The organism is Microcoleus sp. bin38.metabat.b11b12b14.051 (genome assembly GCF_013299165.1).
Classification (GTDB): domain Bacteria; phylum Cyanobacteriota; class Cyanobacteriia; order Cyanobacteriales; family Microcoleaceae; genus Microcoleus.
The window spans coordinates 348,421-374,192 of the sequence record NZ_JAAFKD010000001.1 but is presented as its reverse complement, the minus strand read 5'-3'; the positions used below and the strand labels follow the sequence as shown (position 1 = coordinate 374,192).

Below are 25,772 nucleotides of genomic sequence, written 5' to 3'. Positions count from 1 at the left end.
GATTGCGACGCTGTTGTCTGGGTTCTGCGATTGCTTTGCTTCGCGCGCAATGACATATTCTCTTCAACCCCTCTGAGCTCGGGTTTTGTCTGTGTCGGCGCGATTTCAATCGCCCGCTACTCCGGGGCGGGCTAGAAGCCCACCCCACAAGAGTTTTAATTTCTTCAACCCCTCTGAGCTCGGGTTTTGTCTGTGTCGGCGCGATTTCAATCGCCCGCTACTCCTGTGTCGGCGCGATTTCAATCGCCCGCTACTCCTGTGTCGGCGCGATTTCGATCGCCCGCAACGGCCCCACGACCGCAATACTACTGCGATACTAATGATACAGATACAATCGAGCCTCCCCGCAAGACTCCCGCAAACCATGTCCAAGCCAAAAAAGACCACAGTCAAAACCTACACCGAAATCAACCTCAGCGACCCGGAATACTATTTCAACCGAGAACAAAGCTGGCTAGAATTCAACAACCGCGTGCTCCACGAAGCCCTAGACCCCCGCACGCCCCTGCTAGAAAGACTCAAATTTCTCGCTATTTTTAGCTCAAACCTAGATGAATATTTTATGGTGCGAGTGGCCGCACTCAAACAGCAAGTAGAAGCCAAAGTCACCAAATTGACCGCCGACGGCCGATCGCCCCAAGAACAGCTAGATGCCATCAACAAGCGGCTTTTGCCGATGGTGACTCAGCAACACGCCTATTTTGACCAAACTCTGCGGCCCAAATTAGCAGCAAGTGGCATCCATATTCTCGACTATATTGACCTCAATCAAGAACAGCGAAATTACCTGCATCGCTATTTCAAAGAACAAGTATTTCCCGTACTCACACCGCTAGCAGTTGACCCCAGTCATCCCTTCCCATTTCTATCAAATCTCAGTCTTAATTTAGCAGTAGTTGTCCGAGATCCAGACACTCGCGAAGAACTATTTGCGCGCGTCAAAGTGCCGCAGGTTTTACCGAGATTTTTGCCATTACCCGAGGACTTGCAATGGCAGCAAAGAGGCAAAATTCCTGTGTGGACGGGAGTACCTCTCGAACAGGTAATCGCGCACAATTTAGAGGCTTTGTTTCCGGGGATGGATATTCAGGAATATCACCCGTTTCGGATTACTCGCAATTCCGATTTGACTGTGGAGGAAGATGAGGCGGATGATTTGCTGCTGGCTATAGAACAGGAACTCCGCAGGCGCCGATTTACAGGTTCGGCGGTGCGCCTGGAAATTCAAGCGATTATGCCGCCTGCGCTGCGAGATATGTTGATGGATGAGTTGGTGCTCGGTGAGCAGGATGTTTACGTGGTGGAGGGGCTGCTAGGCCTCAAGGATTTGATGTCCTTTGTGGGGCTGCCGGTGCCGGAACTCAAAGACCAGCCTTGGACTCCGGTGGTGCCGCCGCGCTTGCGGAATTCGGAATCGCCCATAATTGGTAAATCCATGTTGAATATGGACGATGGCGAGGATATTTTCACGGCCATCCGCCAGGGCGATTTGATGCTACATCATCCTTATCACTCGTTTGCGGCGACTGTCCAGCGGTTTATTACTGAGGCGGCGCACGATCGCTCTGTGTTAGCCATTAAGATGACTTTATACCGCACTTCTGGTGATTCGCCGATCGTCAGTTCCCTAATTCAAGCAGCAGAAAACGGCAAGCAAGTAGCCGTTTTAGTCGAGCTCAAAGCCCGCTTTGACGAAGAAAATAACATTAATTGGGCGCGCAAGTTAGAACAAGCCGGCGTGCACGTGGTTTACGGTTTGGTGGGACTCAAAACCCACACGAAGGTTGTCATGGTAGTGCGCCGCGACGACGGTTGCATTCGCCGCTACGTCCACATCGGCACGGGAAATTACAACCCAAAAACGGCTGGACTGTATACGGATGTGGGTTTGTTGAGTTGTCGCGAAGATTTGGGTGCGGATTTAACGGATTTGTTTAATTATTTAACCGGTTATTCGCGGCAGGTATCTTATCGTAAATTGTTGGTTGCGCCTGTCAATATGCGCGATCGATTTTTAGCTTTAATCCGCCGCGAGGCCGACTTCTGTCGCATGAATGCCGAAAGCGGCACTGGTAGCTGCGGCCGGATTGTCGCTAAAATGAATGCTTTAATTGACCCTCAAATTATTGTTGCTTTGTACGAAGCTTCGCAAGCGGGTGTTAAAATTGATTTGATTATCCGCGGAATTTGCTGTTTGCGTCCGGGCGTTGAGGGCGTGAGCGAAAATATCAGAGTTATCAGTATTATCGGCCGCTTTTTAGAGCACTCGCGGATGTTTTATTTTTTCAACGGTGGCGACGAAGAGGTGTATATTGGTTCTGCTGACTGGATGCAGCGCAATCTTAGCAGGCGGGTTGAGGCGATCGTCCAAGTGGAAGATCCGACTATAGTGATGGAGTTGCAAGAAATCTTGGGTGTGATGTTGGCGGACAACCGTCAAGCTTGGGATTTGCAGCCTGGGGGACATTATTCTCAGCGCCGTCCTCCTGCTAATAACCCGGAAGTGAGCTCTCAGCAAATTTTGATGGATATGGCGATGAATTAGTCAGTTGACAGTTAACTGTTAGCTGTTAGCTGTTAGCTGTTAGCTGTTAGCTGTTAACTGTCAACTGTCAACTGTCAACTGCCAACTGTCAACTGTCAACTGTCAAAAGTGCGTTTAAATTCTTCTAACAAATCGTCAATTTCTTCGATCGCCTGACTGACATCTATTCTCAGGGATCCCAAGTCCGATCGATCTAACAGGCGTACTAGGGATGCCCGCTTGACTTCGATTTCTGCTACGCGCTCTTTGATTGTCTGTACATCCATTGTTGTTTGCCTTTGCTAGTATTAACAAAAATATTTGACTTTCCCTCCTGCGCGCAGACAGGGATTTTTAATTCACAGACTTACCTTTGGGCGGCCGCTCCTTCACCGTTTTATATGGAAGTGATGGTCGCTACCCGTGGTTTTTTAGTCTGTGTTATAATTTGATTGTACATCAAAAGTTCAGCGCAGAAAAGGCGGACGTTTGCTATCGGCAGGTTTGTTTTTCATCATTTCCGATAAAAAGCGCTTCAGGGCTTTGTCGCGATTTTTCATAAAAGCAGCCCAAAATCCCGGTTGATATTCATCCATTGTCTTGGCTAGGGCCCAGACATCGATCGCTAAGATATTATAAAGTCTTTCATCTTCGCGTTTGAGCGAGTTAATCTGGTCGAGAACAGACTTGTTTGCGACCGCAGTCTGTTTGTCTTCGTCTTTGATCATGTCCGAAAATTGGTTGAAAGGGCAAGAGCGTCGATCGCGATCGCCGCTCTGTATACTTTGATGATACTGCCGATCTCGATTGCCTTCTGGAACCAACGCCGTGCAATTAACCAGGATCTTTATCGGTGGCGCCGAGGGAAAGCGAGAGGGAAAGCGAGAGGGAAAGCGGGATAGTTTTTTGAAGCTAGACACAAAATTGTCGATCCACAGACAACCTGCTGTCATAGATGCTAGCAGTTTTGGCGGGTATTTTGGCAAAAAAACTAAATTTATTCAAGACTTCTTGCCGGATAATAATTAAAGTATATTGTTGATTCCAGCTACTTACCTCACTAATATGTTACGTAAAATTTCTTTAGCAAGCCTAGCCTTAGTTGTGGGCGGTATTTTAGCAGCAGTCGGGTTCTATGCCTACTTCACCGACAAACCTACCCTCAACCTAGCAGGTTTTTTTTATGGGATTCCGCTGTTGCTGGGAGGTTTGGCCCTCAAAGCGGCCGAACTCGAACCGGCGGAGTTCACCGAACCGACTTCTGATGAAGTTCTCCTGCTGAGAGAAAGTCAGGCCACAGATACCCAAAACCAAGTCCGCAAAGATATCACCCGATTTCGCTACGGCCAACCCGCCCACTTAGATGATGCCCTGGAACGCTTGGGCCTAGCCCCCACAGACGAAGAACGCCCTCTCCTCCAAGGGTTGCGGGAAGTTGATGTTGACGGTGCTTATGGGTTAATTCTAGAGTTTTATTCGCCGCTGATGCCGATCGAAACCTGGGAAGAGAAAAAGGCAAAAATAGCTACTTTTTTTGGCCCCGGTTTGCACGCCGAAGTCAGTCCTAAGGCAGATGACAAAATTGAATTGGCTTTAATTAAAATTACTGAAGCTTAAACAGTTCGCGATCGCTTTTCTGACCTCACCCGTTTATTTGTATAATATTATGTCCGCTCAATTCCTCCTAATAAAAATGGTTGGTAGTGAGGGCTTAAATCCTCATAATTTAGAAGACTAAAGTCATCACTACCAACTAATCTTGTTAACGGTGTAGCCAGCGGACATGATATGCAGCAACACGCAATTATTGAGCGTGCCAATTTTGAAATAAAATTTTAAATATCCTACTAAATCGCAGATTGTTTGATTTCAGAAAACAAGCGAGAACGAGTAATAAAACGCTCTCCCTCGGGCCCTTCCAGAGAAAAATCGCTGCCTCCGGGCCCCGATACCACGTCTAGGATTAACTGCGTGTGCTGCCAATGTTGGTATTGCTGTGCTGCAATATAAAAAGGACAACCACCTATTTTTCCCAGCAATACATCGCCATCACCAACTATCAATTCTCCGTTAGGATAGCACATGGGAGAACTACCATCGCAACACCCGCCGGATTGATGAAACATCAATTCTCCGTGCTCGGTTTTGAGATAGTCTATGAGTTTTAAAGCGGCTTCTGTGGCTGTGACTTTAGGGATTGTTTCCATTTTAGAAGTGATGAGATTTTTTGCATAAATCATTCATTGATACATAAACCGCAGATGTAAGGCGGATAAACACAGATAAACGCAGATCGTTTCCCGATAATTTGGAAATGAGTGCAATGCAAGTCTCTTGTAGGGTGCGTCAGGACTGAATATTTTGACTAGAAACTCAAAATCTCTCCCCTGACGCACCCTACGGTTGGTTAGTACGTACTGCTTAGAAGAAACCTAAAGCTTTGGGGCTGTAGCTGACCAACAAATTCTTAGTTTGCTGATAGTGATCCAACATCATTTTGTGGTTTTCGCGGCCGATACCGGATGATTTGTAGCCACCGAAGGCTGCGTGGGCGGGATACAAATGATAGCAGTTTGTCCAGACGCGGCCTGCTTGAACGGCGCGGCCCATGCGGTAGGCGGTGTTCATGTCGCGCGTCCAAACTCCGGCGCCTAAGCCGTAGAGGGTATCGTTAGCAATTTCTAAGGCTTCGGCTTCGTCTTTGAAGGTGGTGACTGCTAATACTGGGCCGAAGATTTCTTCTTGGAAAATTCGCATTTTGTTGTTTCCTTTGAAGACTGTCGGCTGGAAATAATAGCCGTCTTGTAAGTCGCCGGATAACGTGTTTCTTTCGCCACCAATCAGGCATTCTGCGCCTTCGGCGCGGCCGATTTTGACGTATTCGGCGATTTTTTCCATCTGGTTGACGGAGACTTGCGCGCCTAGGGCGGTTGTCGGATCTAGGGGGTTGTCTTGTTTGATTTTGCGGATGCGATCGATCGCCCTTTCCATAAATCGATCGTAAATCGACTCTTGAATTAACGCCCGCGAGGGACAAGTGCAAACTTCGCCTTGATTGAAAGCAAACATCACCAATCCTTCGACAGCTTTGTCGAGAAAATCGTCATCTTGGGCGCAGACATCCTCAAAGAAAATGTTCGGGGATTTTCCGCCTAATTCTAGGGTGACGGGGATGACGTTTTGGGAGGCGTACTGCATGATCAGCCGGCCCGTAGTTGTTTCGCCTGTGAAGGCTACTTTCGCAATCCGGGGGCTGGTAGCGAGGGTTTTGCCGATTTCGGCGCCCGGCCCGTTGACGACGTTGATGACGCCATCCGGTACTAAGTCGGCGATGATTTCCATCAACACTAGAATTGAGGCGGGGGTTGGCCCTGCGGGTTTGAGGACAACGCAGTTTCCGGCGGCTAGGGCTGGGGCGAGTTTCCAGGCGGCCATTAATATCGGGAAGTTCCAGGGGATGATTTGTCCGATGACGCCTAGGGGTTCGTGGAAGTGGTAGGCGACGGTGGTTTCGTCGAGTTGACCGATCGACCCTTCTTGAGCTCGAATGCAGCTTGCGAAGTAGCGGAAATGGTCGATCGCCAGTGGGATATCTGCTAGTCTGGTTTCGCGAATTGGTTTACCGTTGTCCCAGGTTTCGGCGATGGCGAGGCGATCGAGGTTTTCTTCCATGCGATCGGCTATTTTGTGCAATACCCGCGCCCTGTCTGCGGGGGAAGTCTTACCCCACTTATCTTTTGCCGCGTGGGCTGCATCTAGCGCCAATTCTACATCCTCCGCGCTCGATCGGGGAATTTGACAAATAGATTTTCCAGTAATTGGAGACAGGTTTTCCGAATATTTCCCCTTCACCGGTGCTACCCACTTGCCGCCAATAAAGTTGTCGTAACGAGCTTGAAAAATCGACTGACTGCCAGATTGAACAGGTGCTGCTACTACCATTTTATTACCTAATTAAAACTTGTTTTCGCGGACTGTTGAAATCTCTTGAATTTCAACTATCGTCTATTTTGGCGGAGTTAGGTAATTTTCTATACAAAATTTTACATTTTTCAAATATTGTCCAACCATTGTAGGGGCAGGTTCACCAACAATCTCAGGCTAAAACTAATAATCTCAAAAGCCCACACCCACCCAACGATCAATACAAATGTACGACTGTTAAATAAAACAAGTTTATGATATTAATCTTCGAGGGCGAGGCTTTTATATCATCTTCGGCAACATAACAATTATCAGGTTTGTAGTGAGGACTTCAGTCCGCATCTCATAAGAAAGGACTAAAGTCCTCACTACGAACCAATTTCATTATCAGGTTTGTAGTGAGGACTTCAGTCCGCATCCCATAAGAAAGGACTCGCATTCCGAACGATCGAACCAATTTCATTATCAGGTTTGTAGTGAGGACTTCAGTCCGCATCCCATAAGAAAGGACTCGCATTCCGAACGATCGAACCAATTTCATTATCAGGTTTGTAGTGAGGACTTCAGTCCGCATCCCATAAGAAAGGACTCGCATTCCGAACGATCGAACCAATTTCATTATCAGGTTTGTAGTGAGGACTTCAGTCCGCATCCCATAAGAAAGGACTAAAGTCCTCACTACGAACCAATTTAATTATCAGGTTTGTAGTGAGGACTTCAGTCCGCATCCCATAAGAAAGGACTAAAGTCCTCACTACGAACCAATTTAATTATCAGGTTTGTAGTGAGGACTTCAGTCCGCATCCCATAAGAAAGGACTCGCATTCCGAACGATCGAACCAATTTAATTATCAGGTTTGTAGTGAGGACTTCAGTCCGCATCCCATAAGAAAGGACTAAAGTCCTCACTACGAACCGTAGCACAACTATTAATCAACTGTGCCGCAAAGGAATCTCTATCCTAAACTTAGTTCCTTTCCCCGGTTCCGAAAAACACTTTAACTCTCCTTTATGCCGATCGACAATTATTTGATAGCTCACAGCAAGTCCCAAAGGGCTGCTGCGTTCTGCTGGAGTCTCCATCAAAAATGAATCGGAAAAGAAACCTGTGATATCTTCGCTGCTTGCTAGATCGTTATCAGCAATTTCAATAGCAATCCGCTGAGAATCGATGACTTGAGTGCTAATGAAAATCACAGGTTTAAATTTAACGGACTCCGACTCATTCAACTCTTGACTCGACTCTTCCAAAGCATCGATCGCGTGATTGATAATATTCACAAAAGCTTGATTTAGCTGACCCGCGTAACACTCAACTTGCGGTAAATTCCCGTACTCCTTCATCACCTTGATATCCCGCCGCCCCTCGCGCGCCGGCAAGCGGTGCTGCAACAACAACAGGGTATTTTCTAAACCGTCGGAAATATCGAATAACTGCCAGCCCGATCGATCGCTGCGGGAAAAATCCTGTACAGACAAGATTATTTGCCGGATGCGATCGCTCCCGGTACGCATGGAACTCACAATTTTCAACAAATCATCAAGTACGAATTCTACATCCATATCTTGCTGTTTTTGGATAATTTCCTCTCCAGGGCTGACGAGTTCTTTTTGATACAATCGCAGCAGTTCAATCAAATCGGTGGCGTAACTTTGGACGTGAGTGAGATTGCTGTAAATAAAAGTAATTGGGTTGTTAATTTCGTGGGCGATACCAGATACCAATTCGCCCAGGTTAGACATCTTTTCATTTTCCAGAATACGATCGCGCGATCGTTGAAATTCTTGCTGAGCTAAAGCAAGCTCTACCCTCAAATCGCGCCCCCGCAAACCTGCACGCACCCGCGCCAACAATTCCTGCTTAACTATCGGTTTAAACAAAAAATCGTCCACCAGCCCGTCGAATTCTTCAACTTCTGCAAGTTGCTCGGGTGTTGTCAGCAGCAGAAAATAAGCTGTACCCAATTCTCTATCGCCCCCAAGCAGCCGGCACACCTCCAACCAATTGATTTGCAGGGAAGTCCCGTCGCAAATTATCACATCGGGAAAAAATTCCGCCGCCAAATCAAAACCGTCCCTAGCATCGGGAGCGACTTCGATCTGATGTCCCTCCCGCTCCAGTAACTCTTGCACGACTTCCAAAGTCGCAGCATCCGCGATCGTCAGAATCTTTGCCATAACACCTGCTCCACAACTTACTCTTTAGGATACAGCCGCCACAATTGCCCGGACATATTTAAAATTACACAATAGTTCAATCCCAGCAAAAAAACAGCAGATGCTAGCTCCCTCAAAGGCAAAAATAGCTTATATCATTTTAGATTTTATATTTGACATTAAAAAAATGGGAATGAATTACTGTGCGATCCTCGGGAGCTTGCCCGCAGTTGCAGATTTTTTGGGAAAATTGTATCAGTAGAAGGTATAATTTTAGACTGGTGACGCAAAAATGTAAATTCTCACCTTGCTATCAAGTGTGAGAGCGAGCCGAGATACTTTCTTGCGTTGCGCCCGGAAACAAAAAAAAACTTTAAAATTAATCAATAGTGCAGTCAAATTCACCTTCTCGGTCAGCGCCTGGGAATGCCAATTACCAAAACCACCTCAACTTTGATTCAAGCCGAAACACTAGAACTATTAGAATGGCCGCGCCTGTGTCAGCACTTGGCTACCTTCGCAGCTACTAAACTTGGCGTCGCCGCCGCCCTAGACCTCCAAATCCCCGCAACTCAAGCTCACACAGCGGAACTTTTAGCCCAAACTGAAGAAGCTTACCAGTTAGAAAGCCGTGCTGGCGGTGCTTTGAGTTTTGAAGGCATCCAAGACATCAGCCAGGCCCTGCAACGAGCCGAGATCCAAGGTTTGCTCGGCTGCGAAGAATTGTTAGCCATTGCTACTACCCTCGCCGGAGCAAGGCAATTGCGCCGGATAATTGACTCTGCGCCCGATGTCCCGACGCTCAAAGAACTGGCGTCCCAATTGCGGACTTATCCCGAAATCGAGCAAGAAATCCATCGCTGTATAGACGATCGCGCTCAAGTAGCCGATCGAGCTACTCCTAAATTAGGAGGAATTAGAGTCCAAATGCGGCAGTTGCGCGATCGCATTTATCAAATCTTGCAAGGGATTTTGCAGCGCCAATCCAACGCCGTCCAAGAACAGGTAATTACCCAAAGAAGCTCGCGCTTTGTGATTCCGGTAAAAGCTCCCCAAAAAGATGCCATACCGGGCATTGTGCACGACTCTTCCGCCAGCGGCGCGACACTGTATATAGAACCGCACAACACAGTCAATCTTAACAACCAAATGCGGCAGTTGCTCCGGCAAGAACAAGCCGAAGAAGAAGCAGTCCGTCGCGCCCTCACCGAGCAAGTCGCAGCAGTCAAACCAGATTTAGACAGATTGGTGGTGGTAGTAACAACTTTAGATTTAGCCGCAGCTAAAGCGCGCTACGGTTATTGGCTGGAAGCAAACCCGCCGAAATTTATCGAATTGGGAGAGCCAGAATCAGCACCAAAAAATACAGAAAAATTAGACGAGCAACCAGCAGATGAGGAACCAGCAGCAGAGAGCGAAGTATTAATTCGCAATTTGCGATCGCCAATTACCCTCCGTCAATTGCGCCATCCTTTATTAGTTTGGCAGCAAAAACACGAGCAAGGCTTTGCAGTCGTGCCGGTCGATTTAACCATCAGACCAGAGATTCGCGTCGTCGCCATCACCGGCCCCAACACCGGCGGCAAAACTGTCACCCTAAAAACCTTGGGATTAGCTGCTTTAATGGCAAAAGCCGGAATGTTTATTGCCGCCCGCGAGCCAGTAGAATTGCCTTGGTTCGACAACATTCTTGCTGATATTGGTGACGAACAATCTTTGCAGCAAAGTTTGTCTACTTTCTCCGGTCACATCCGCCGCATCAGCCGCATTTTAGAAGTTTTGGCAAATAAAGGAGAAGGAGAAGGGGAAGGAGAAAAAGCAGCCGAAAGAGAAGTAAAAAAAGCAGAAGAAACATCCCAATTCCCAATCCCCAATTCCCCATCCCCAATTCCCAATCCCCAATTTCCCATCCCCAATTTCCCATCCCCAATTTCCCATCCCCAATTCCCCATCCCCAATGCCCAATGCCCGATGCCCCATGCCCCATGCCCCATGCCCAAATCTTTAGTTTTGTTAGACGAAGTAGGAGCCGGAACAGACCCATCTGAAGGCAGTGCATTGGCGATCGCCCTTTTGCAATATCTCGCCCAACATTCCCTATTAACAATTGCAACTACCCACTTTGGCGAACTCAAAGCCCTCAAATATCAAGACGCCCGCTTTGAAAATGCCTCAGTAGAATTTGACGACAGTTCCATGCAGCCAACCTATCGCTTGCTGTGGGGAATTCCCGGACGTTCCAACGCCCTAACTATTGCTAAAAGACTCGGTTTGCTAGCATCCATAGTCGAAGAAGCTCAAACCCATGTCGGAGGTGCTTCGGCCGATGTCAATCAAGTGATCGCAGGACTCGAAGCCCAGCGCCGGAGACAGGAAACCAAAGCCCGCGAAGCAACTCAACTGCTGCACCAAACCGAAAAACTGCACAAGGAAGTTTCTCAAAAAGCAGCGGCTTTGCAAGAGCGGGAACGAGAACTAAAAATTGCTCAGGAAGTGGCAGTAAATGAGGCGATAGGCACAGCAAAATCAGAAATTGCTCAAATCATTCGGCGGTTACAGGCGGGGGATAAAACTGCTCAAAATGCCCAACAGGCAACAGAAACATTAAATCAAATTTCCGAAAAACATTTGCCCTCTCGGAAACAACCGGCGAAGCCCAAACCGGGTTTTATGCCGAAAACGGGCGATCGCATCCGCATTCCCAGCCTGGGCCAAACCGCCGAAGTCCTCAGCGGGCCAGATGCTAACGAAGAGTTGAGCGTGCGGTTTGGGATTATGAAAATGAGTGTAAAACTGGCAGAAATTGAATCCCTAGACGGTGAAAAACCGGAAACCAAAGCTCAATTAGCCAAAGTTGCAGCCGCCCAAGCAGCCGCCGCAGCCAAAGCCAAGCAAGCAGCGACGGAACCGGCAAAACCCAATCCTGAAATTGCCATTCGCACTGCTAATAATTCGATCGACCTCCGGGGTGCGAGAGTCTCCGACGCCGAAATCGAAATCGACAGAGCTCTGTCCAAAGCCGTCGAATACGGTGCGCTGTGGATAATTCACGGTAAAGGTACCGGACAGTTGCGGCGCGGAGTTCACGAATTCCTCGCTACTCACCCGCAGGTTTCTCGCTTCGAGCTCGCCAGTCAAAAAGAAGGAGGTGGAGGCGTGACGTTGGTTTATCTCAAATAAGCTGGCGCGCATCTAATTTTTGCGAATGATGTTTCTCCAAACTCCTGTGAGGTGGGCATCCTGCGCGCCAGAAAAGTTAAATCTGTTCGGCCGCAACAGCTTAGTTGAAACACGCAGAATTGATTTCGGGCACCGGACGGCGTAGGATGGTTGGGGGTAAAAAATTATGGGTTTTTCTAGTTGCGATCGATCGAACTTGCAACCGCAACTTTCAACTGGCAAATCCGTCCAGCAACTAGGATTGCCGGAATCAAAGCAACGAGTTATGGAGAAAAATTAACAGAATCTGCTTTTGTCCGGCCGCCAAGCAAAAGCATTGCAGACTGTCGATATCCTGCCTCAACCTGTCTTATTTCCCGTGCCCAAGCCATGCGCTCGACAGTAAAGCCCTCCGCTCCCACAAATGAAACGGGCCCATCTCCCAACTGGGAAGAATTGACCCAAAAAGCACCAGAACCTACCCAGTTGGACAACATTAAAGCCCAACTGGATTTAGTGCTGCTAGCTCTAGAAGCGCTGGCAGAAATTGGCTCAGAGGCGATGCTCAAGGTAGCAGCCGAACTGAATTTAGAGCCAATGGTAGCCGATCGCGTCGCTTTGTGGCGGCTGCGCCAATCGAACCCGCTACGGAAAGGCCAGGGAGGGCGGAAAAAACTGGATGTAGAGGAAGCGCGATCGCTGGTTTTGATAAGCTGTAATTTAGCAAAACAGCACCAAGCTTTAATCCGCCGCGCCGTGGCTTTGCTGGAACAAATGGCCGAGCAAAACCGCGAACCTCACACAGTCGCTTTGTTGGGAGACTATATTGATAGGTTCAGCAACACCTATGCCGATCGCATGGAAGATGCAGAAACTTTATCGGCAAAAGAACTAACTAATTTAGCCCTGAAACTCCTGATCGATTTGCTATTTTACAGCAGTCCCGGCGGCCACAGGCGCCTCTGGCTGGCTCTCCTAGACCGTGCTAAGAATTAAGCTAAGCCATAATGGGAACGAGAATGAAAAATATCAGGAACAGGCAAGATGCCTGTTACTAAAAAAAAAATATTTGTTGTGGAACAGGCATCTTGCCTGTTACTAAAAAAAGCTTGTTGAAACTACTGCTAAATATCAGCTAAAACATAGTTATTCCTTCTTCCTTCTTCCTTCTTCCTTCTTCCTTCTTCGCTATGGTTTTCAAACGGTACACGCCCCCCACTTGCACGCTGGAAATTACAGCCAAAAGTTCGCCTCTATCTCGCTGGGCGGGCAAACCCGTGTTTAAATCTTTAAATTTCGAGTTGCGGCTCGATGACCCCAGGCTACCAGATACTCAACACGTTACACTCAGGGGCGATCGCCAGCAACTCGAAACCCTCCACGAAGCAGTCAGCAACTACGTCCAAAACTTCCTCGGCGAATCCCGCGAGTGGGAAAGCAATATCGAGCCTGAAACTAGCCTTACGGCGGGCGCCGACTTGCCAGAAATCGAGCGTAATGCCGTTACATTCGATCGACCCCCCAACACCTCCGAACTAGCCACCGCCGCCCCAAACACCACCTACCTGCCAGTTCCCCCGCGCCTAGAACCCCGTGGCTTGCTCGCCCACAACTTGTTTTTAGGCTCATTGAGCGCCGTCGAATCCGGGCCCGAAGTACACCTGAGCACCCTGCAACTGTTTGACTTGGCCACCGCACTAGATGACTGCGCCGCCGAAGTCATGGCCCTCCCCAACCTCAACCGCGATCGCTCCCGGGCGAAAGCATTACCGTGGCTGAATATCGCAGCTATGCTGGTCGCCGGCGTCGGAATGACGGCGGGAATTGTCAAAATGCTCGATCGACCCAACAACTCCCCGCAAACCGCTTCAGCCCCCGCCCCAGCCCCCGCCAACCCACAATTTACCCCCGTACCGGGGCAGCCCCAAATACTTGCAGGCGCCACCCCCAGCCCAGTTCCCGCCCCCACAACATCCCCCACAACATCCCCAGTACCAACACCAACAGCCACAGCCACACCCGGTTTACCCCCCCTACCGCCCCCGCCCATCAACACCGCCAGCGCCACCCCCAGCCCCAGCTTGCCCCCAATCGCCCTAGCCCCAAGCCCAGCCACCAACAAACCCAGCCCCATCCAGCAGCCCGCCCTGCTATTTCCCCCCAACAGCAGCGCACCAGCCGCCTCCGGGAGCGCCCCAGCCCTCCCCAGCGGGCAAATCATCACAATTCCCGATCCCGTTCCGGCCCCGCCGCTAACTACCGCCCCCCAAGCACCCGCAACCACGCCCTACGTGCTGCCCCCCATACCGCCGAGACTAGCTCCCGCCGTACCGCCCCCCCTGCCCCCCTCCCTATCAGCATCCCGATTTCCCGTTCCCCCACCGCAACCATTCCCGCGGCGCATCGAGCCAATTGTCCCCCCTGCGAGTACAGAACTTCCAGCCCTTGAGGACGCTCAACCGCAAGCCGAGTCCCCAGACAGCAACCAAGCAGCAGCCAGCAAAAAAAACCGCACTTTATTTGATACAATTCCTCAGGTTTCCGAAGCAAGAACCTACTTTGAGGAACGCTGGAAGCCACCAGAAGGAATGGAACAAACCTTGGAATACAGCGTGCAGATCGATGAAAACGGCTCAATTCAGACAATTGTGCCCATGGGCAAAGCAGCAGCCGATTATATCGATCGCACTAATATGCCCTTAGTCGGCGAGCCGTTTGTTTCCGCAGTTTCCCGGGGGAAAAACCCGAAAATTCGAGTAGTGTTGAGGCCGAACGGTCGAGTACAAACCTTTTTGGAAGAGAGTAATTGAACGCTCTAAAATAAATTGTTCACATGGAAAATGCAGGTTAAATACTAATGCTAAAACAACTTACAAAAAATCTATTTTTAACTGCCGCAGCCTCCAGCCTGTTGACAGTCGCTCCAGTTTCTGCCACTAATTCTGTATCGGCAAAGCCCGCAGAATCACCAGCAAATAATAGTTTAGTTCAAAACACCGGAGCCAACGAATATTTCCAGCAAGGCTTCAATTTAGCCGTACAAGATGATAAAGCAGGTGCGGAAGCAGCCTTTCGCAGAGCAATTCAAATAGACCCCAATTTTGCCGAAGCCTACGCCAACTTGGGCAGCCTTCTCGCCAATCAAAACAAACTAGAAGAAGCAGCTTCCAATCTTCAAAACGCAATTCGCCTCAAACCAAACACCGCAGAATTTCACTATATGTTCGGACAAGTCCTCTACGCACAAAATAAAATGTCAGAGGCAGTAGAATCAGTAAAAAAAGCCAGAGATTTATTCCGAAACCAAGGAAAAGCCCAAGAAGCAAACTCACTCGAACAAGTGCTCAGAAACATGAAAAAATAACTCATGTAGGGTGCGAACCCTCCAGCGCACCCTAATTTACAAATTCTCATAAAAATCAATACTCCTGTACGCAAGTTGCTCGCCCCGTCAACCAGCGCATCGAATATCACCCGACAAACTCAAATTCTTCTTTCCTTCTACCTTCTACCCTCTCTATCACTTTCCTGTTTTTCGATCCCAAACTTCTCCAATCCCATAAAAAACTATAATTCCGGCAAAACTAGCTAAAAAATCTTCAATACTAGCAGTACGATTCGGTAAAATAGCTTGCAGCGTTTCTTCCCCAGCAGTGAAAATAGTAAACAGTGCGGGCCCGAAAGGAATTGGATAACCAAACAAACTCATCATTTTTTTACCAGTTGCTCTGTGACACAAAAAAGATGCAATTCCGTACAAAATAAAATGTCCAACTTTATCATAAGGTGGATGAGCGAGAGAAAAGTTGACTAAGAGCCCCATATCTGCCACTAGCATGATACTGAGAATAATCAAAAAATACACAAGACAGGCAACAATCCAGAATTTTTTTGATAACTTCATCGTTCTTTTCCTAATAACGATCATACACAAACTAAGTCGTAGTCGTAGGGTGCGTCGCCACGATAAAGTCACTACATTCAACCGACAATCTCATAGCTAAGGAATGAAAATTTAATAACTTACACTTTTATGCTTGTGGGATGGGCGTCTCGCCCGTCCCGAAAGGGCGGGCGGGCGAGACGCCCACCCCACAAACTTGTGTAAGTTATTTAATTCTCATTCCATAGCTAAGCACCTGACAAATTTGATTTTAACGCGCCCACTGTTGCAATATATAATTGTAAAACTTTTCCGTATCTACTCGATCCATTGCTTGGATTTTTCGACCTCCATTTTGAATTTTTGTCCGTCCTTGACTGATACCTTCGGTAACAATTGCGGTTTCCCATTCTCGCAGTTCGTAAAATTCTGGGTGCGCTAAGTAAGCGGTTGCCAAAATATCCCAGAAATAGTAATCTTGAGATATTGCTAGGGCATAACACTGTCCGGCCAAGTCGGAGATTGGATATTGGCGCTGTCTGGCTAAGCGATTGGAAAATTCCACAGTCAGCGGTACGTTGTTGGTGATATCTAAAGGACACATCACAATCGGAATTTGTGTTTGCCAAATTCGCTCGATCGCGATCGGGTCCCAGTAAGCATTCCATTCCGCCGACATATCTTGTCCCGGTTCCATATCTTTGCTAACATTGCCGGGAACGTTAAGTGCGCCTCCCATCCAGACAATCTCTTGAATTTTGCCTTCAATTTCTGGCGCGATATCTAAAGCTTGGGCTACCGTTGTTAACGGCCCCGTTACCATTAATGTGACCGGTTCGGTTGCATCCCGCAAAACTCGCACCATAAAGTTTTGTCCGGGTTCTGATACTAACGGCGTGTCAACGGTTGCTTGTTCATTTAGAATGGGAAGTCGATCGCACGCAAAGGAATCTCGCCGAAACAACACCGGAAAAGGATTGAGTCCCCGCACCGTACTCGCCGCCACCGGCACCTGTGAACGCCCCATCAAATCCAGGATTTTGCGCGTTGCACTCACCGCAGGTTGAATGTAGCAGTCAGCAGGAGTCACAATTACTCCGAGAGTTTCCACTTCCTCCATAGTCATCAGCAACACGACTGAGAGATAATCGTCAACTGCACCGTCGTGATCCATTAGTACCAGCTTTTTCGACATTCTGCTTCCCCGTCACTGAATTCATGTAAAGTACAAATATAAATTTATTTGTTCTAAAAATACAACTGACTCAACTATACCCGTTTTCAAATGAGGCGATCGCCAATTCAATTACCAAATATCTCAATTCCGTTAACACCGACATTATTGCTCTCTCTTCTGTCTTCTCTCCCTCAGCGTCCTCTGTGTACTCTGCGGTAAATCATTCCGATACAACCCCAATTGATACGACCAATTACCAATTACCAATTACCAATTACCAATTACCCGTTCCCCATCTGTACCTAACTTAAGAATTCCCATTATGAATACCATATCACCTTACGGCTCTTGGAAATCTCCCATTACCTCAGATTTAATTGTTTCGGGAACTGTTGGACTCGGACAAATTGCGATCGACGGCGATGATATTTACTGGGTAGAAGGACGACCCTCAGAAGCAGGGAGAAGCGTCCTCGTGCGACGCACTCCCGACGGTAAAATAACTGACGTAACACCACCTCCTTTTAATGTTCGCACTCGCGTTCACGAATACGGCGGCGCTTCCTTTGCAGTTGCTAGCAGCACCATCTATTTCTCTCATTTTGCCGACGGGCGGATTTATTGTCAAACATTAGATTCCCAACCAGAAACCCTGACACCTGCTGCTAATTGTTGCTATGCAGATATGATTGTTGACCCGAAAGGAAATCGGCTGATTTGCGTGCGGGAAGACCGTAGCGGCGACGGTGAAGCGGTCAATACTATTGTTAGCATTAATTTGGCAGACGGCGCCAACATTCAAATCTTAACTCAAGGCAACAATTTTTATGCTTCGCCTCGTTTGAGTCCTGACGGTTCTCAACTTTCCTGGATTTGTTGGAACCACCCAAATATGCCATGGGATGGCACAGAATTGTGGGTGGCAGAAATTAATGCTGATGGTTCTTTAGGTGAAAAAAACTTAGTTGCTGGCGGAGTTGATGAGTCGATTTTTCAGCCGGAATGGTCGCCGGATGGAGTTTTGTATTTTGTTTCTGATAAGTCGAATTGGTGGAATTTTTACAGAACCCCCTTACCAAGGGGGGAAGCAAAGAGAGAAACAAGCTTGCGGGAACAACAAGAAATCGAACCTTTGTGCGATATGGCGGCTGAATTCGGCCTTCCTCAGTGGGTTTTTGGAATGTCTACCTACGCCATAATCTCGGAAAATCAAATTATTTGCACTTACACTCAACAGGGTAAGTGGCATTTAGCAAGTCTCAATTTAGCAACCAAACAATTAACAAATATTGAGACAGGTTACACTGATATTTCGTCGGTGAAAGCGCGGGGAGAAATTGTGGTTTTTCTTGCGGGTTCGCCGATCGCCTCTACAGCCATTGTACAGCTAAATTTAGCCACCACTCAACGGGAAATTATGCGAAAATCCAGCGATTTAAGCATCGATGCTGGTTATCTTTCTGTACCGGAACCGCTGGATTTTCCCACGGAAAACGGTTTGACTGCTTTCGGTTTCTTCTACCCTCCGAAAAATCAAGACTTCGCCGCACCTGCGGGTGAAAAACCGCCGCTAGTTGTCAAAAGTCACGGCGGCCCTACTGCTGCTACTTCTAGCAGCATGAATTTGAGAATTCAATATTGGACGAGTCGCGGTTTTGCTGTCCTTGATGTCAACTACGGCGGTAGCACGGGTTACGGCCGGGAATATCGCAGAAGGCTGCAAGATAGTTGGGGTATTGTTGATGTTGATGACTGCGCTAACGGTGCTAAATATTTAGCCGAAAAAGGTTTGGTGGACAATGCCAGAATGGCGATCGCCGGAGGCAGTGCAGGGGGCTACACGACTCTGTGCGCTCTGACTTTCCGCGACGTGTTTAAGGCCGGTGCGAGCTATTATGGAGTGAGCGATTTGGAAGCCTTGGCAACTGATACTCACAAGTTTGAAGCGCGCTATCTGGATGGATTGATCGGGCCATATCCGGAACGCAAAGATTTGTATGTAGCGCGATCGCCCATTCATTCAGCCGAACGTTTATCTTGTCCCGTTATCTTCTTTCAAGGATTGGAAGATAAAGTAGTGCCGCCGAATCAAGCCGAAATGATGGTAGAGATATTGAAAGCTAAAGGTTTGCCGGTTGCTTACGTTGCTTATGAAGGGGAACAGCACGGTTTTCGCCGCGCCGAAAATATCAAAAGAACTCTTGACGGCGAATTCTATTTCTATTCCCGGGTATTTGGGTTTGAGTTAGCTGAAGCGGTGGAACCAGTGCCGATTTACAATCTTTAGGACAAATTAATTTTGCAGTTGCTATGTTGGTGCAAACAAAGCAACTGCAAATTTGATGCCTAATTTGACAAAATTGAATGTGATATCGTTCACAAACTTGGCTGTTTGCTGTCACAAATTTAGCTGTTAATTGTCACAGCTTTCAAGGAAATATACCGAGAAGATATTAGGGTGCGATCGCTCTCTGCTGCCCCTAAAAAAGGCGATCGCGCAATGTCCAATTGAGAGTCAAACTCTATGCAAACTCCTGTAAACCTGATTCCATCTGCTTTGGGCGAGCTGTTTGCCGAAGTCAATCATAGAGGCTATATTACTTTAGCCGATCGCTACGGCTTGTTGGCTGCTATCTTTGACGACAGCTTAACCGAGGAAGACAAACGCTCGATCGATCGCCTGCTGCGCTCTGTATGCCGCGGCAGAATAAAATTAGTGAACGAACTGTCTGCCATCAGGTAAAGATTAATTTAGCATCAAAAAACCTTGCTGTGCAATACAATGTAAAACTCTCGCCACCGCCCGCGAAGTGTTTTCATCAGATATCGCCTGCTAAGACAGCTTCACTTCATGCGCTCTCTTCGGGAATATCCCTGTATTTTTGCACTCATCTACCTACAGCACTTTGCGTGACAGAGCGGTTAAGAAACAGCAGCCCGCAAAATAATTTCGGATTTGTTTACTTGAACCTAATTTAACTTGCAAAACTTGGGAGTTATACTGAACAATACCAAACATGGTATAACTTAGGTTACTCATCGATAGATATTAAACCGCGCCGTAACCCACTAACATTCATTGAAAGTATATGTTCACAAATTCTAAAAGCATCGCTTTATGACGATTCTGACTGTACAAATTCTTTGTTCTGAAGCAGCAATATTTTCAGCAGCCGAGTCTCAACATCCAGAACCTCTGCTTTACGGAGTCACAGACGGAAAGGCTATTGGGACATATTTAGAACAAAAGTTCAAACTGTATCTCAAGCTGCGATATGAATTTTTAGAAGGAAACTCAGCAAGCGGCATCGATTTTCCCGGACTACTTGTGGATGTCAAAGTAACAAGCGTTAAACAACCACAATCCTCATGCCCTTTTAAATCTGCAAGACAAAAGATTTTTGGGCTTGGATATTCACTGATTATCTTTGTTTACGAAAAGACAGACAACAGCACAAATCGAACTGCAACGCTGAATATTCTGCATACAATTTACGTAAGTGCGGAAAGAACAGCAGATTTTCAAATGACCCGTGGAATTCGCAATATTTTAGAGAACGAAGGTAACAAAGATGATTTGCTGGCTTTTCTGCTTGACAGAAATCTACCTGTTGACGAAATTGAAGCCGATAAAATTGCCGACGAAATAATGATAAATCCGCCCCTACAGGGATTTTTGACTATTTCTAATGCGTTGCAATGGCGACTTCAGTATGGCAGAGTAATTGAGCGTGCCGGAAAAGAAGACGGCGTGATAGCAGTTTACAGATTTAACTCATGATTTCCAATTCTCATAAAGCGAAAGTAGAATACGGAGATTTTCAGACACCCCCAGAATTAGCTGAGATGGTTTGTCGGAAATTGATAGAACTTGATATTAACCCCAAAGTTATCATTGAGCCAACTTGTGGAATAGGTAATTTCATTGAAGCTGCTGCAAATTTGTTTCCCTTTGCTAGCAACATTATCGGCGTTGAAATAAATCCAAGTTATTTAAGAGAATTTACAGAAAAAAATGAATTATTACCGGATCAGAGATGTGAAGTTAAGCAAGGAGATTTTTTTGAGTTTGACTGGACATCATTAATCAACCAATTTAATCATCAGGTGCTGGTACTGGGCAACTTTCCTTGGGTGACAAACTCACAACAAGGAACTATGGGTAGTGAAAACTTGCCTAAAAAAAGTAACTTTCAAAAGCACGCCGGCTTAGACGCACTAACAGGTAAAAGTAACTTCGATATCTCAGAATGGATGCTGATTAAAGCAATTCACTGGTTGCAGAATCGTGATGCAACTCTGGCAATGCTTTGCAAAACTTCTGTTGCTAGAAAATTATTGAACTACATTCATTCAAATAAACTTAATCTCGGTAGTTGTGTAACTTACAAAATAGATGCTAAAAAATATTTTCATGCAAATGTTGATGCCTGTCTGTTAGTCTGCAAGTTTGACTCAAACTCCCAGAACTACTTTTGCGATGTATTTAGCAGTTTAGAAAGTTCAGAATCTCACCGCATAGGCTATCAAAATAATCTCCTAGTTAAGGATATAAATGCTTTCACTAAACTGAGTCATTTATATGCCGTGAATTCAGGGGCGAAATGGCGATCGGGTGTAAAACACGACTGCTCGAATGTGATGGAGTTTCGGAAAATTGATAATTTGTTTGTCAATGGATTTGGGGAAGCTATCGAGCTTGAGGAAACTTATCTATTTCCGCTACTTAAAGGCTCTGATGTCGCTCAAAATCGCATTAATGCCACAAACCGCTATATTTTAGTAACTCAAAAATTTATTGGCGAGTCAACCGAATCTATCAGGCATATAGCTCCTAAAACCTGGCGCTATCTGGAAGATTACGGAGAATATCTAGACAATCGCAAAAGCAAGATTTATCAACATAATCCTCGTTTTTCAGTTTTTGGAGTTGGCGATTATAGTTTTAAATTGTGGAAAATTGCCATTTGCGGACTTTATAAAAAATTAGATTTCAGATTGGTCGGTGCAATAGCTAATAAATCTGTGATTTTTGATGACACTGTTTATTTTATTAGCTTTGAAAACGAACAAGTTGCGCGTGAAAATTTTGAGCTTTTGAATTCACCGGCTGCAATTAGCTTTTATTCGTCAATGGTATTTTGGGATGAAAAGCGCCCGATTAAATCCAGCATCTTAAATTGTCTGAATCTAACTCTGCTGGCAGATTTGGAATATTTAACCGCAGATGCACGCAGATGAACGCGGATGGATAGAGCTATAATTTATATGATCGGTAATTCTCAAAACCTATGACTCAAGCTTTACCCAGACTCGTAAACTTCGAGGAATTTGTGGATTCGCTGCCTGAAAATTCGGCGGTACGCTACGAACTGCATAATGGAGATATTGTTGAGATGGCACAACCAGTAGGCGAACATGAGGAAGTTAAAGGCTTTCTTACAATCAAAATTTCCTTTCAAATAGAACGTCTAGGATTGCCCTACGGTATCCCCAACCAAGTGATAGTTAGACCTCCTGAAAAAGATTCTGGTTATTTCCCTGATGTGTTGGTGCTGAATCGCGCAAATCTGGTGAACGAAAGTTTATGGAAAAAACAGTCTGTTCTCAGTTTGGGTGCATCGATACCTTTGGCGATCGAGGTTGTGTCAACCAATTGGCGCGATGATTACTATTTGAAATATGCCGATTATGAGGAGATGGGTATCCAGGAATATTGGATTGTAGATTATGCTGCGTTGGGCGGACGCAATTTTATTGGCAATCCCAAACAACCGACAATTTCTGTCTGTAATTTGGTTGATGGTGAATATCAAATACTCAGGTTTCGAGACAATGAACGAATTGTTTCCCAAACTTTTCCCGATTTGAACCTCACAGCAAATCAGATTTTTCAAGGTGGTGCAGTTTAGTTTTAGGGTGCGTCAGATCGTGAATTTTGGTCGATCGCCCAAATCACGCGATCTGACGCACCCTACTTAACTGTGATTTTTGATGATACTGTTTATTTTCTCAGTTTTGAAAACGAACGAGTCGCACGTCAAACTTTTGAGCTTTTGAATTCACCTGCTGCAATTAACTTTTATTCATCGATGGTATTTTGGGATGAAAAGCGCCAGATTAAATCCAGCATCTTAAGTTGTCTGAATCTAACTCTGCTGGCAGATTGGGAATATTTAACCGCAGATCCACGCAGATGAACGCGGATGGATACAGACTGATATGGAGTCAGTTATGCAGTTCGCAACCTGCTACTATTTTCGACCAAAAACATAAATAGTAGTGATATCGTTCCAAATTCCTCGCTCGGTTTGCAATGATTCTAATTCATTCTCAAACTCAGCTTTAGCTTGCGCTAATTGCTCGGTTGACAGTGTTGATAAAGGAGGCGGATATTGTCCGGGAGCCGGATGAGAACTTCCCGCCCACATTGCTTTTGCTTTTTCTAAGCTGATATAGCTACCATCTTGCTGAATTTTAATTTCTATATCCTTAAATCCTGCTTGTTCGAGCAAACTGTGGCACTTTTCCACAGTACCTGTGGGTTTGCTCATGTTGAAGGAAATGCCGTATTTTTTAGCTACTTTCTGCGTTACAACTCCGCCAACAAAAGCGGTATCAGCAAAGGCATGAATTCCCAGGATTCCCCCTGGTTTGAGGAATTTGTGCCAGTGGGTGAGGGTGGCGTGCAGATCCGACATCCAGATGAAGGCTGAAGCACAAAAAATACGATCGCAAGTATTGACAGGAAAATCGAGCGTTTCGGCATCTGCAAGGATAAATTCTGTGTTTTTGAGACTTAATGCTTGAGCCTTGCTTCTGGCTATATCGAGCATTCCCGTTGCAATATCTACGCCAATAACTCGACCTTGGGAGCCAACAATCTCAGCGGCTGCGATCGCCACATGACCTGTTCCCGTTGCCATGTCTAAAATCTGCTGACCAAAACCAACTCGCCCGTATTCTACCAGACGGCGAGCAGTTTGTAAATGCCAATCGCTGTTATCGTAGGTTTGACTTCGGCGGGTGTACAAATCTGCTATTTCTTGCTTGTATTTGTTTAGTTCAGGTTGGTTGCTCACCTAGGTTTTCTCGGTAGTAGAAACTTGTCTGGTGTGTCAGAGTGGGTGATGCAAGTCGATCGCCCAAATCAGCCAATCTGACGCACCCGAATTAACTCGCTCAATTCCTCAACAAACAGCGGGGACTACGCCCAATTCCTTAATCGCAGCCTCTGGGCCAACCAGAGAAACATAGGGTTCGATAAAGTATTTGTGAGCAGCTTCCTGAGCTTCCGCAGTCGTAACTGCTGCAATTTCTGCTTGAAATTCCTCGTCAAATTTAATTCCCAATTCCAGAATTTCGTACCAGCCTACAACTTGGGCAATTTGCGAATTAGTTTGTTTTCCTAAAGCATATTGGCCGAGCATTTTATTCTTGCAAGCTTGCAATTCTTCTTCGCTTAGTTCCATGTTAGCTAGTCGATCGACTTCTGTACGCAATCCTTCAAAAGCAGTCACCGTATTTTCCGGCGCTGTACCCATGTACGCGACAAACTGAGCGGTGTCTAGGCGCGTCGCGTAGAGGGCGGAAACGTCGTAAGCTAAGCCCCGTTTTTCCCGCAATTCCACAAACAATCGGCTCGACAAACCGTTACCCAAATAAGTATTCAGCAACTTAATCGCTGCGTAGTCGGGATTTTTGACCGAGGGTGCGAGGTAGCCCAGCATAATCACTGATTGCTGCGTATCTTGCGCCTTAGCGACGGATTGAGGGGAGGCTGTGAGAGGGGGGACGGTTAAAGTCGGCAGGGGTGTTAAAGGCGCTTTCCAGGATCCAAATGTCCGATCGACTAAAGCGATCGCATCTTCGGTAGATATTCGGCCGGCTATAGAAATAACTACGTTGTCGGGACGGAAATAGGTTTTGTGGAACTGTTCTAGCTCGTTTCTGGTAAGCTTTGACATCGTAGCTTCCGTACCCAAGGTAGAGAAAGCATAGGGATGTTCTTGATACATGGCGTGTCGCAATTGCTCGAAGGCGATCGCAAATGGTTGTTCTTGTTGCGATCGAATTGCCGATATCGCAATGCGGCGTTCGAGTTCGACTTCAGCTTCCGGGAAAGTGGGCGATCGCATTAATTCGGCCGCCAACTCCAAAATGTCCTGAAAATCGGCTGTTACCGTCTTCAAACTTACTAAAAAGTAATCGGTAGTCGAGTCGGTACTCAACCTCGCTCCCACCGATTCTACACGTTCGGCAATTTCCAGCGAAGATAGGCGATCGGTTCCCTTAGTCATTACCGCCGACAGTAGGTGACACAATCCTGCTTGTTCGGGCTGTACGCAGCGGCTACCGGCGCGTAGGAATATCCTAGCTGCAATAATATCTGCTGCTGGATTTTCTGATGCTAAGACAACAATACCGTTGTCTAAAATCGTGCGCTGGATTTCATTTTTCATGATTAATTTAGTAATTGGGAATCGATAATGGGTAATTGGTAATGGGTAATTGGTAATTGATAATTCAATACGGTTGACTTAAGAGAGATCCCCCCTAACCCCCCTTAAAAAGGGGAGTAGGGGGTGGGACAAGAAAGCTCTCAAAGTCCCCCTTCTTAAGGGGGATTTAGGGGGATCTCCGGGGCATAAATAGTCTTAAGTAAACCGTATTGATTGATAATTACTCGATCGCCATTTTGCTATTTTCCATTGGCATTTTGTGATGATCAGTCCTCGACGCACAGGTAGTCTGAAACCGGGTTTTTCACGAAAAGACGCGCTGTAGTTCACAGATTAAATACAAAAACCCGGTTTCTTTGATAGTGCTGCGTTCAAGACTGATGCTGTCAGACTGGCTAGGGTTTGACGCACAATATCTAAATGTAACAAAATCTACTCGCTCCGGCTGCGCCACCAGCGCAGAAAACCCCGGACAAACCAACATCT

General features: G+C 46.7%; 22 protein-coding genes. 12 read left to right on the top strand and 10 right to left on the bottom strand.

Annotated elements, in window-relative coordinates:
• Positions 1-364 precede the first annotated feature (364 nt).
• A complete protein-coding gene (ppk1, locus tag QZW47_RS01640) occupies positions 365-2,545 on the top strand; it encodes a polyphosphate kinase 1 (protein WP_293122751.1) in 2,181 nt (726 codons plus the stop codon).
• A 95-nt stretch (positions 2,546-2,640) separates the two neighbouring features.
• On the opposite strand, the gene QZW47_RS01635 is transcribed toward ppk1, so the two are convergent.
• The gene (locus tag QZW47_RS01635) at positions 2,641-2,811 is read right to left on the bottom strand and encodes a hypothetical protein (protein ID WP_293122748.1); all 171 of its coding nucleotides are present in this window, start codon (positions 2,809-2,811) and stop codon (positions 2,641-2,643) included.
• A gap of 180 nt (positions 2,812-2,991) precedes the next feature.
• Complete coding sequence (locus QZW47_RS01630; RefSeq protein ID WP_293122745.1) at positions 2,992-3,252, bottom strand: hypothetical protein; 261 nt, start codon at positions 3,250-3,252, stop codon at positions 2,992-2,994.
• A 79-nt stretch (positions 3,253-3,331) separates the two neighbouring features.
• Here QZW47_RS01630 and QZW47_RS01625 point away from each other — a divergent pair, with 79 nt between their 5' ends.
• Together QZW47_RS01625 and QZW47_RS01620 are read left to right on the top strand one after the other, a co-directional pair.
• Positions 3,332-3,553 (top strand): hypothetical protein, encoded by a 222-nt coding sequence (locus QZW47_RS01625; RefSeq protein ID WP_293122741.1) that lies wholly within the window; start codon positions 3,332-3,334, stop codon positions 3,551-3,553.
• 36 nt (positions 3,554-3,589) lie between these two features.
• A complete protein-coding gene (locus QZW47_RS01620; RefSeq protein WP_293122738.1) occupies positions 3,590-4,141 on the top strand; it encodes a DUF2854 domain-containing protein in 552 nt (183 codons plus the stop codon).
• A 230-nt stretch (positions 4,142-4,371) separates the two neighbouring features.
• Here the strand turns inward: QZW47_RS01620 and QZW47_RS01615 are convergent, their stop codons facing one another.
• The 3 genes from QZW47_RS01615 to QZW47_RS01605 form a co-directional block, all read right to left on the bottom strand.
• A complete protein-coding gene (locus tag QZW47_RS01615) occupies positions 4,372-4,764 on the bottom strand; it encodes a DUF779 domain-containing protein (RefSeq protein ID WP_293122735.1) in 393 nt (130 codons plus the stop codon).
• A gap of 181 nt (positions 4,765-4,945) precedes the next feature.
• Entirely contained in the window at positions 4,946-6,466 is a 1,521-nt protein-coding gene (locus tag QZW47_RS01610) for an aldehyde dehydrogenase family protein (RefSeq protein ID WP_293122732.1), read from the bottom strand.
• A 915-nt stretch (positions 6,467-7,381) separates the two neighbouring features.
• Complete coding sequence (locus QZW47_RS01605) at positions 7,382-8,626, bottom strand: ATP-binding protein (RefSeq protein WP_293122729.1); 1,245 nt, start codon at positions 8,624-8,626, stop codon at positions 7,382-7,384.
• Between the two features lie 432 nt (positions 8,627-9,058).
• On the opposite strand from QZW47_RS01605, the gene QZW47_RS01600 reads away from it, so the two are divergent.
• Both QZW47_RS01600 and QZW47_RS01595 read left to right on the top strand, forming a co-directional pair.
• Positions 9,059-11,785: an endonuclease MutS2 gene (locus tag QZW47_RS01600; RefSeq protein ID WP_366930792.1), complete on the top strand. Its 2,727-nt coding sequence runs from the start codon at positions 9,059-9,061 to the stop codon at positions 11,783-11,785.
• Between the two features lie 369 nt (positions 11,786-12,154).
• Entirely contained in the window at positions 12,155-12,760 is a 606-nt protein-coding gene (locus tag QZW47_RS01595; RefSeq protein WP_293122723.1) for a DUF3038 domain-containing protein, read from the top strand.
• Between the two features lie 139 nt (positions 12,761-12,899).
• Here QZW47_RS01595 and QZW47_RS01590 read toward each other — a convergent pair whose 3' ends face one another.
• On the bottom strand, positions 12,900-13,037 hold the full coding sequence (locus QZW47_RS01590) for a hypothetical protein (RefSeq protein ID WP_293123419.1): 138 nt from the start codon (positions 13,035-13,037) through the stop codon (positions 12,900-12,902).
• Between QZW47_RS01590 and QZW47_RS01585 the strand changes: the two genes are divergently transcribed.
• Together QZW47_RS01585 and QZW47_RS01580 are read left to right on the top strand one after the other, a co-directional pair.
• Positions 12,991-14,574 carry a DUF4335 domain-containing protein gene (locus tag QZW47_RS01585; RefSeq protein WP_293123385.1) on the top strand — a complete coding sequence of 528 codons (1,584 nt, stop codon included), beginning with the start codon at positions 12,991-12,993 and terminating at the stop codon, positions 14,572-14,574. The two genes, QZW47_RS01590 and QZW47_RS01585, sit on opposite strands and share 47 nt — an antisense overlap.
• Positions 14,575-14,621: 47 nt before the next feature.
• On the top strand, positions 14,622-15,128 hold the full coding sequence (locus QZW47_RS01580) for a tetratricopeptide repeat protein (protein ID WP_293122706.1): 507 nt from the start codon (positions 14,622-14,624) through the stop codon (positions 15,126-15,128).
• Between the two features lie 156 nt (positions 15,129-15,284).
• Here QZW47_RS01580 and QZW47_RS01575 read toward each other — a convergent pair whose 3' ends face one another.
• Both QZW47_RS01575 and QZW47_RS01570 read right to left on the bottom strand, forming a co-directional pair.
• Complete coding sequence (locus QZW47_RS01575) at positions 15,285-15,668, bottom strand: VanZ family protein (RefSeq protein ID WP_293122703.1); 384 nt, start codon at positions 15,666-15,668, stop codon at positions 15,285-15,287.
• A gap of 250 nt (positions 15,669-15,918) precedes the next feature.
• A complete protein-coding gene (locus QZW47_RS01570; RefSeq protein ID WP_293122700.1) occupies positions 15,919-16,842 on the bottom strand; it encodes a nucleoside hydrolase in 924 nt (307 codons plus the stop codon).
• 304 nt (positions 16,843-17,146) lie between these two features.
• Between QZW47_RS01570 and QZW47_RS01565 the strand changes: the two genes are divergently transcribed.
• The 5 genes from QZW47_RS01565 to QZW47_RS01545 all read left to right on the top strand — a co-directional run bounded on the left by QZW47_RS01565 (position 17,147) and on the right by QZW47_RS01545 (position 22,736).
• The gene (locus QZW47_RS01565) at positions 17,147-19,111 is read left to right on the top strand and encodes a S9 family peptidase (protein ID WP_293122697.1); all 1,965 of its coding nucleotides are present in this window, start codon (positions 17,147-17,149) and stop codon (positions 19,109-19,111) included.
• A gap of 237 nt (positions 19,112-19,348) precedes the next feature.
• Complete coding sequence (locus QZW47_RS01560; RefSeq protein WP_293122694.1) at positions 19,349-19,567, top strand: hypothetical protein; 219 nt, start codon at positions 19,349-19,351, stop codon at positions 19,565-19,567.
• 375 nt (positions 19,568-19,942) lie between these two features.
• On the top strand, positions 19,943-20,605 hold the full coding sequence (locus tag QZW47_RS01555) for a restriction endonuclease (RefSeq protein WP_293122691.1): 663 nt from the start codon (positions 19,943-19,945) through the stop codon (positions 20,603-20,605).
• An 80-nt stretch (positions 20,606-20,685) separates the two neighbouring features.
• Positions 20,686-22,065 (top strand): class I SAM-dependent methyltransferase, encoded by a 1,380-nt coding sequence (locus QZW47_RS01550; RefSeq protein ID WP_293122688.1) that lies wholly within the window; start codon positions 20,686-20,688, stop codon positions 22,063-22,065.
• A 50-nt stretch (positions 22,066-22,115) separates the two neighbouring features.
• Complete coding sequence (locus tag QZW47_RS01545; RefSeq protein WP_293122685.1) at positions 22,116-22,736, top strand: Uma2 family endonuclease; 621 nt, start codon at positions 22,116-22,118, stop codon at positions 22,734-22,736.
• Between the two features lie 342 nt (positions 22,737-23,078).
• On the opposite strand, the gene QZW47_RS01540 is transcribed toward QZW47_RS01545, so the two are convergent.
• Both QZW47_RS01540 and QZW47_RS01535 read right to left on the bottom strand, forming a co-directional pair.
• Positions 23,079-23,906, bottom strand: a complete 828-nt coding sequence (locus tag QZW47_RS01540; RefSeq protein WP_293122682.1) for a methyltransferase domain-containing protein — start codon at positions 23,904-23,906, stop codon at positions 23,079-23,081.
• A 108-nt stretch (positions 23,907-24,014) separates the two neighbouring features.
• Positions 24,015-25,286 carry a pitrilysin family protein gene (locus tag QZW47_RS01535; protein WP_293122679.1) on the bottom strand — a complete coding sequence of 424 codons (1,272 nt, stop codon included), beginning with the start codon at positions 25,284-25,286 and terminating at the stop codon, positions 24,015-24,017.
• Positions 25,287-25,772 lie beyond the last annotated feature (486 nt).

Coding starts and splice junctions, on each gene's coding strand:
- ppk1 (WP_293122751.1), top strand. CDS start 365: ATGTCCAAGCCAAAAAAGACCACAGTCAAAACCTACACCGAAATCAAC.
- QZW47_RS01635 (WP_293122748.1), bottom strand. CDS start 2,811: ATGGATGTACAGACAATCAAAGAGCGCGTAGCAGAAATCGAAGTCAAG.
- QZW47_RS01630 (WP_293122745.1), bottom strand. CDS start 3,252: ATGATCAAAGACGAAGACAAACAGACTGCGGTCGCAAACAAGTCTGTT.
- QZW47_RS01620 (WP_293122738.1), top strand. CDS start 3,590: ATGTTACGTAAAATTTCTTTAGCAAGCCTAGCCTTAGTTGTGGGCGGT.
- QZW47_RS01615 (WP_293122735.1), bottom strand. CDS start 4,764: ATGATTTATGCAAAAAATCTCATCACTTCTAAAATGGAAACAATCCCT.
- QZW47_RS01610 (WP_293122732.1), bottom strand. CDS start 6,466: ATGGTAGTAGCAGCACCTGTTCAATCTGGCAGTCAGTCGATTTTTCAA.
- QZW47_RS01605 (WP_293122729.1), bottom strand. CDS start 8,626: ATGGCAAAGATTCTGACGATCGCGGATGCTGCGACTTTGGAAGTCGTG.
- QZW47_RS01595 (WP_293122723.1), top strand. CDS start 12,155: ATGCGCTCGACAGTAAAGCCCTCCGCTCCCACAAATGAAACGGGCCCA.
- QZW47_RS01580 (WP_293122706.1), top strand. CDS start 14,622: ATGCTAAAACAACTTACAAAAAATCTATTTTTAACTGCCGCAGCCTCC.
- QZW47_RS01575 (WP_293122703.1), bottom strand. CDS start 15,668: ATGAAGTTATCAAAAAAATTCTGGATTGTTGCCTGTCTTGTGTATTTT.
- QZW47_RS01570 (WP_293122700.1), bottom strand. CDS start 16,842: ATGTCGAAAAAGCTGGTACTAATGGATCACGACGGTGCAGTTGACGAT.
- QZW47_RS01565 (WP_293122697.1), top strand. CDS start 17,147: ATGAATACCATATCACCTTACGGCTCTTGGAAATCTCCCATTACCTCA.
- QZW47_RS01560 (WP_293122694.1), top strand. CDS start 19,349: ATGCAAACTCCTGTAAACCTGATTCCATCTGCTTTGGGCGAGCTGTTT.
- QZW47_RS01555 (WP_293122691.1), top strand. CDS start 19,943: ATGACGATTCTGACTGTACAAATTCTTTGTTCTGAAGCAGCAATATTT.
- QZW47_RS01545 (WP_293122685.1), top strand. CDS start 22,116: ATGACTCAAGCTTTACCCAGACTCGTAAACTTCGAGGAATTTGTGGAT.
- QZW47_RS01535 (WP_293122679.1), bottom strand. CDS start 25,286: ATGAAAAATGAAATCCAGCGCACGATTTTAGACAACGGTATTGTTGTC.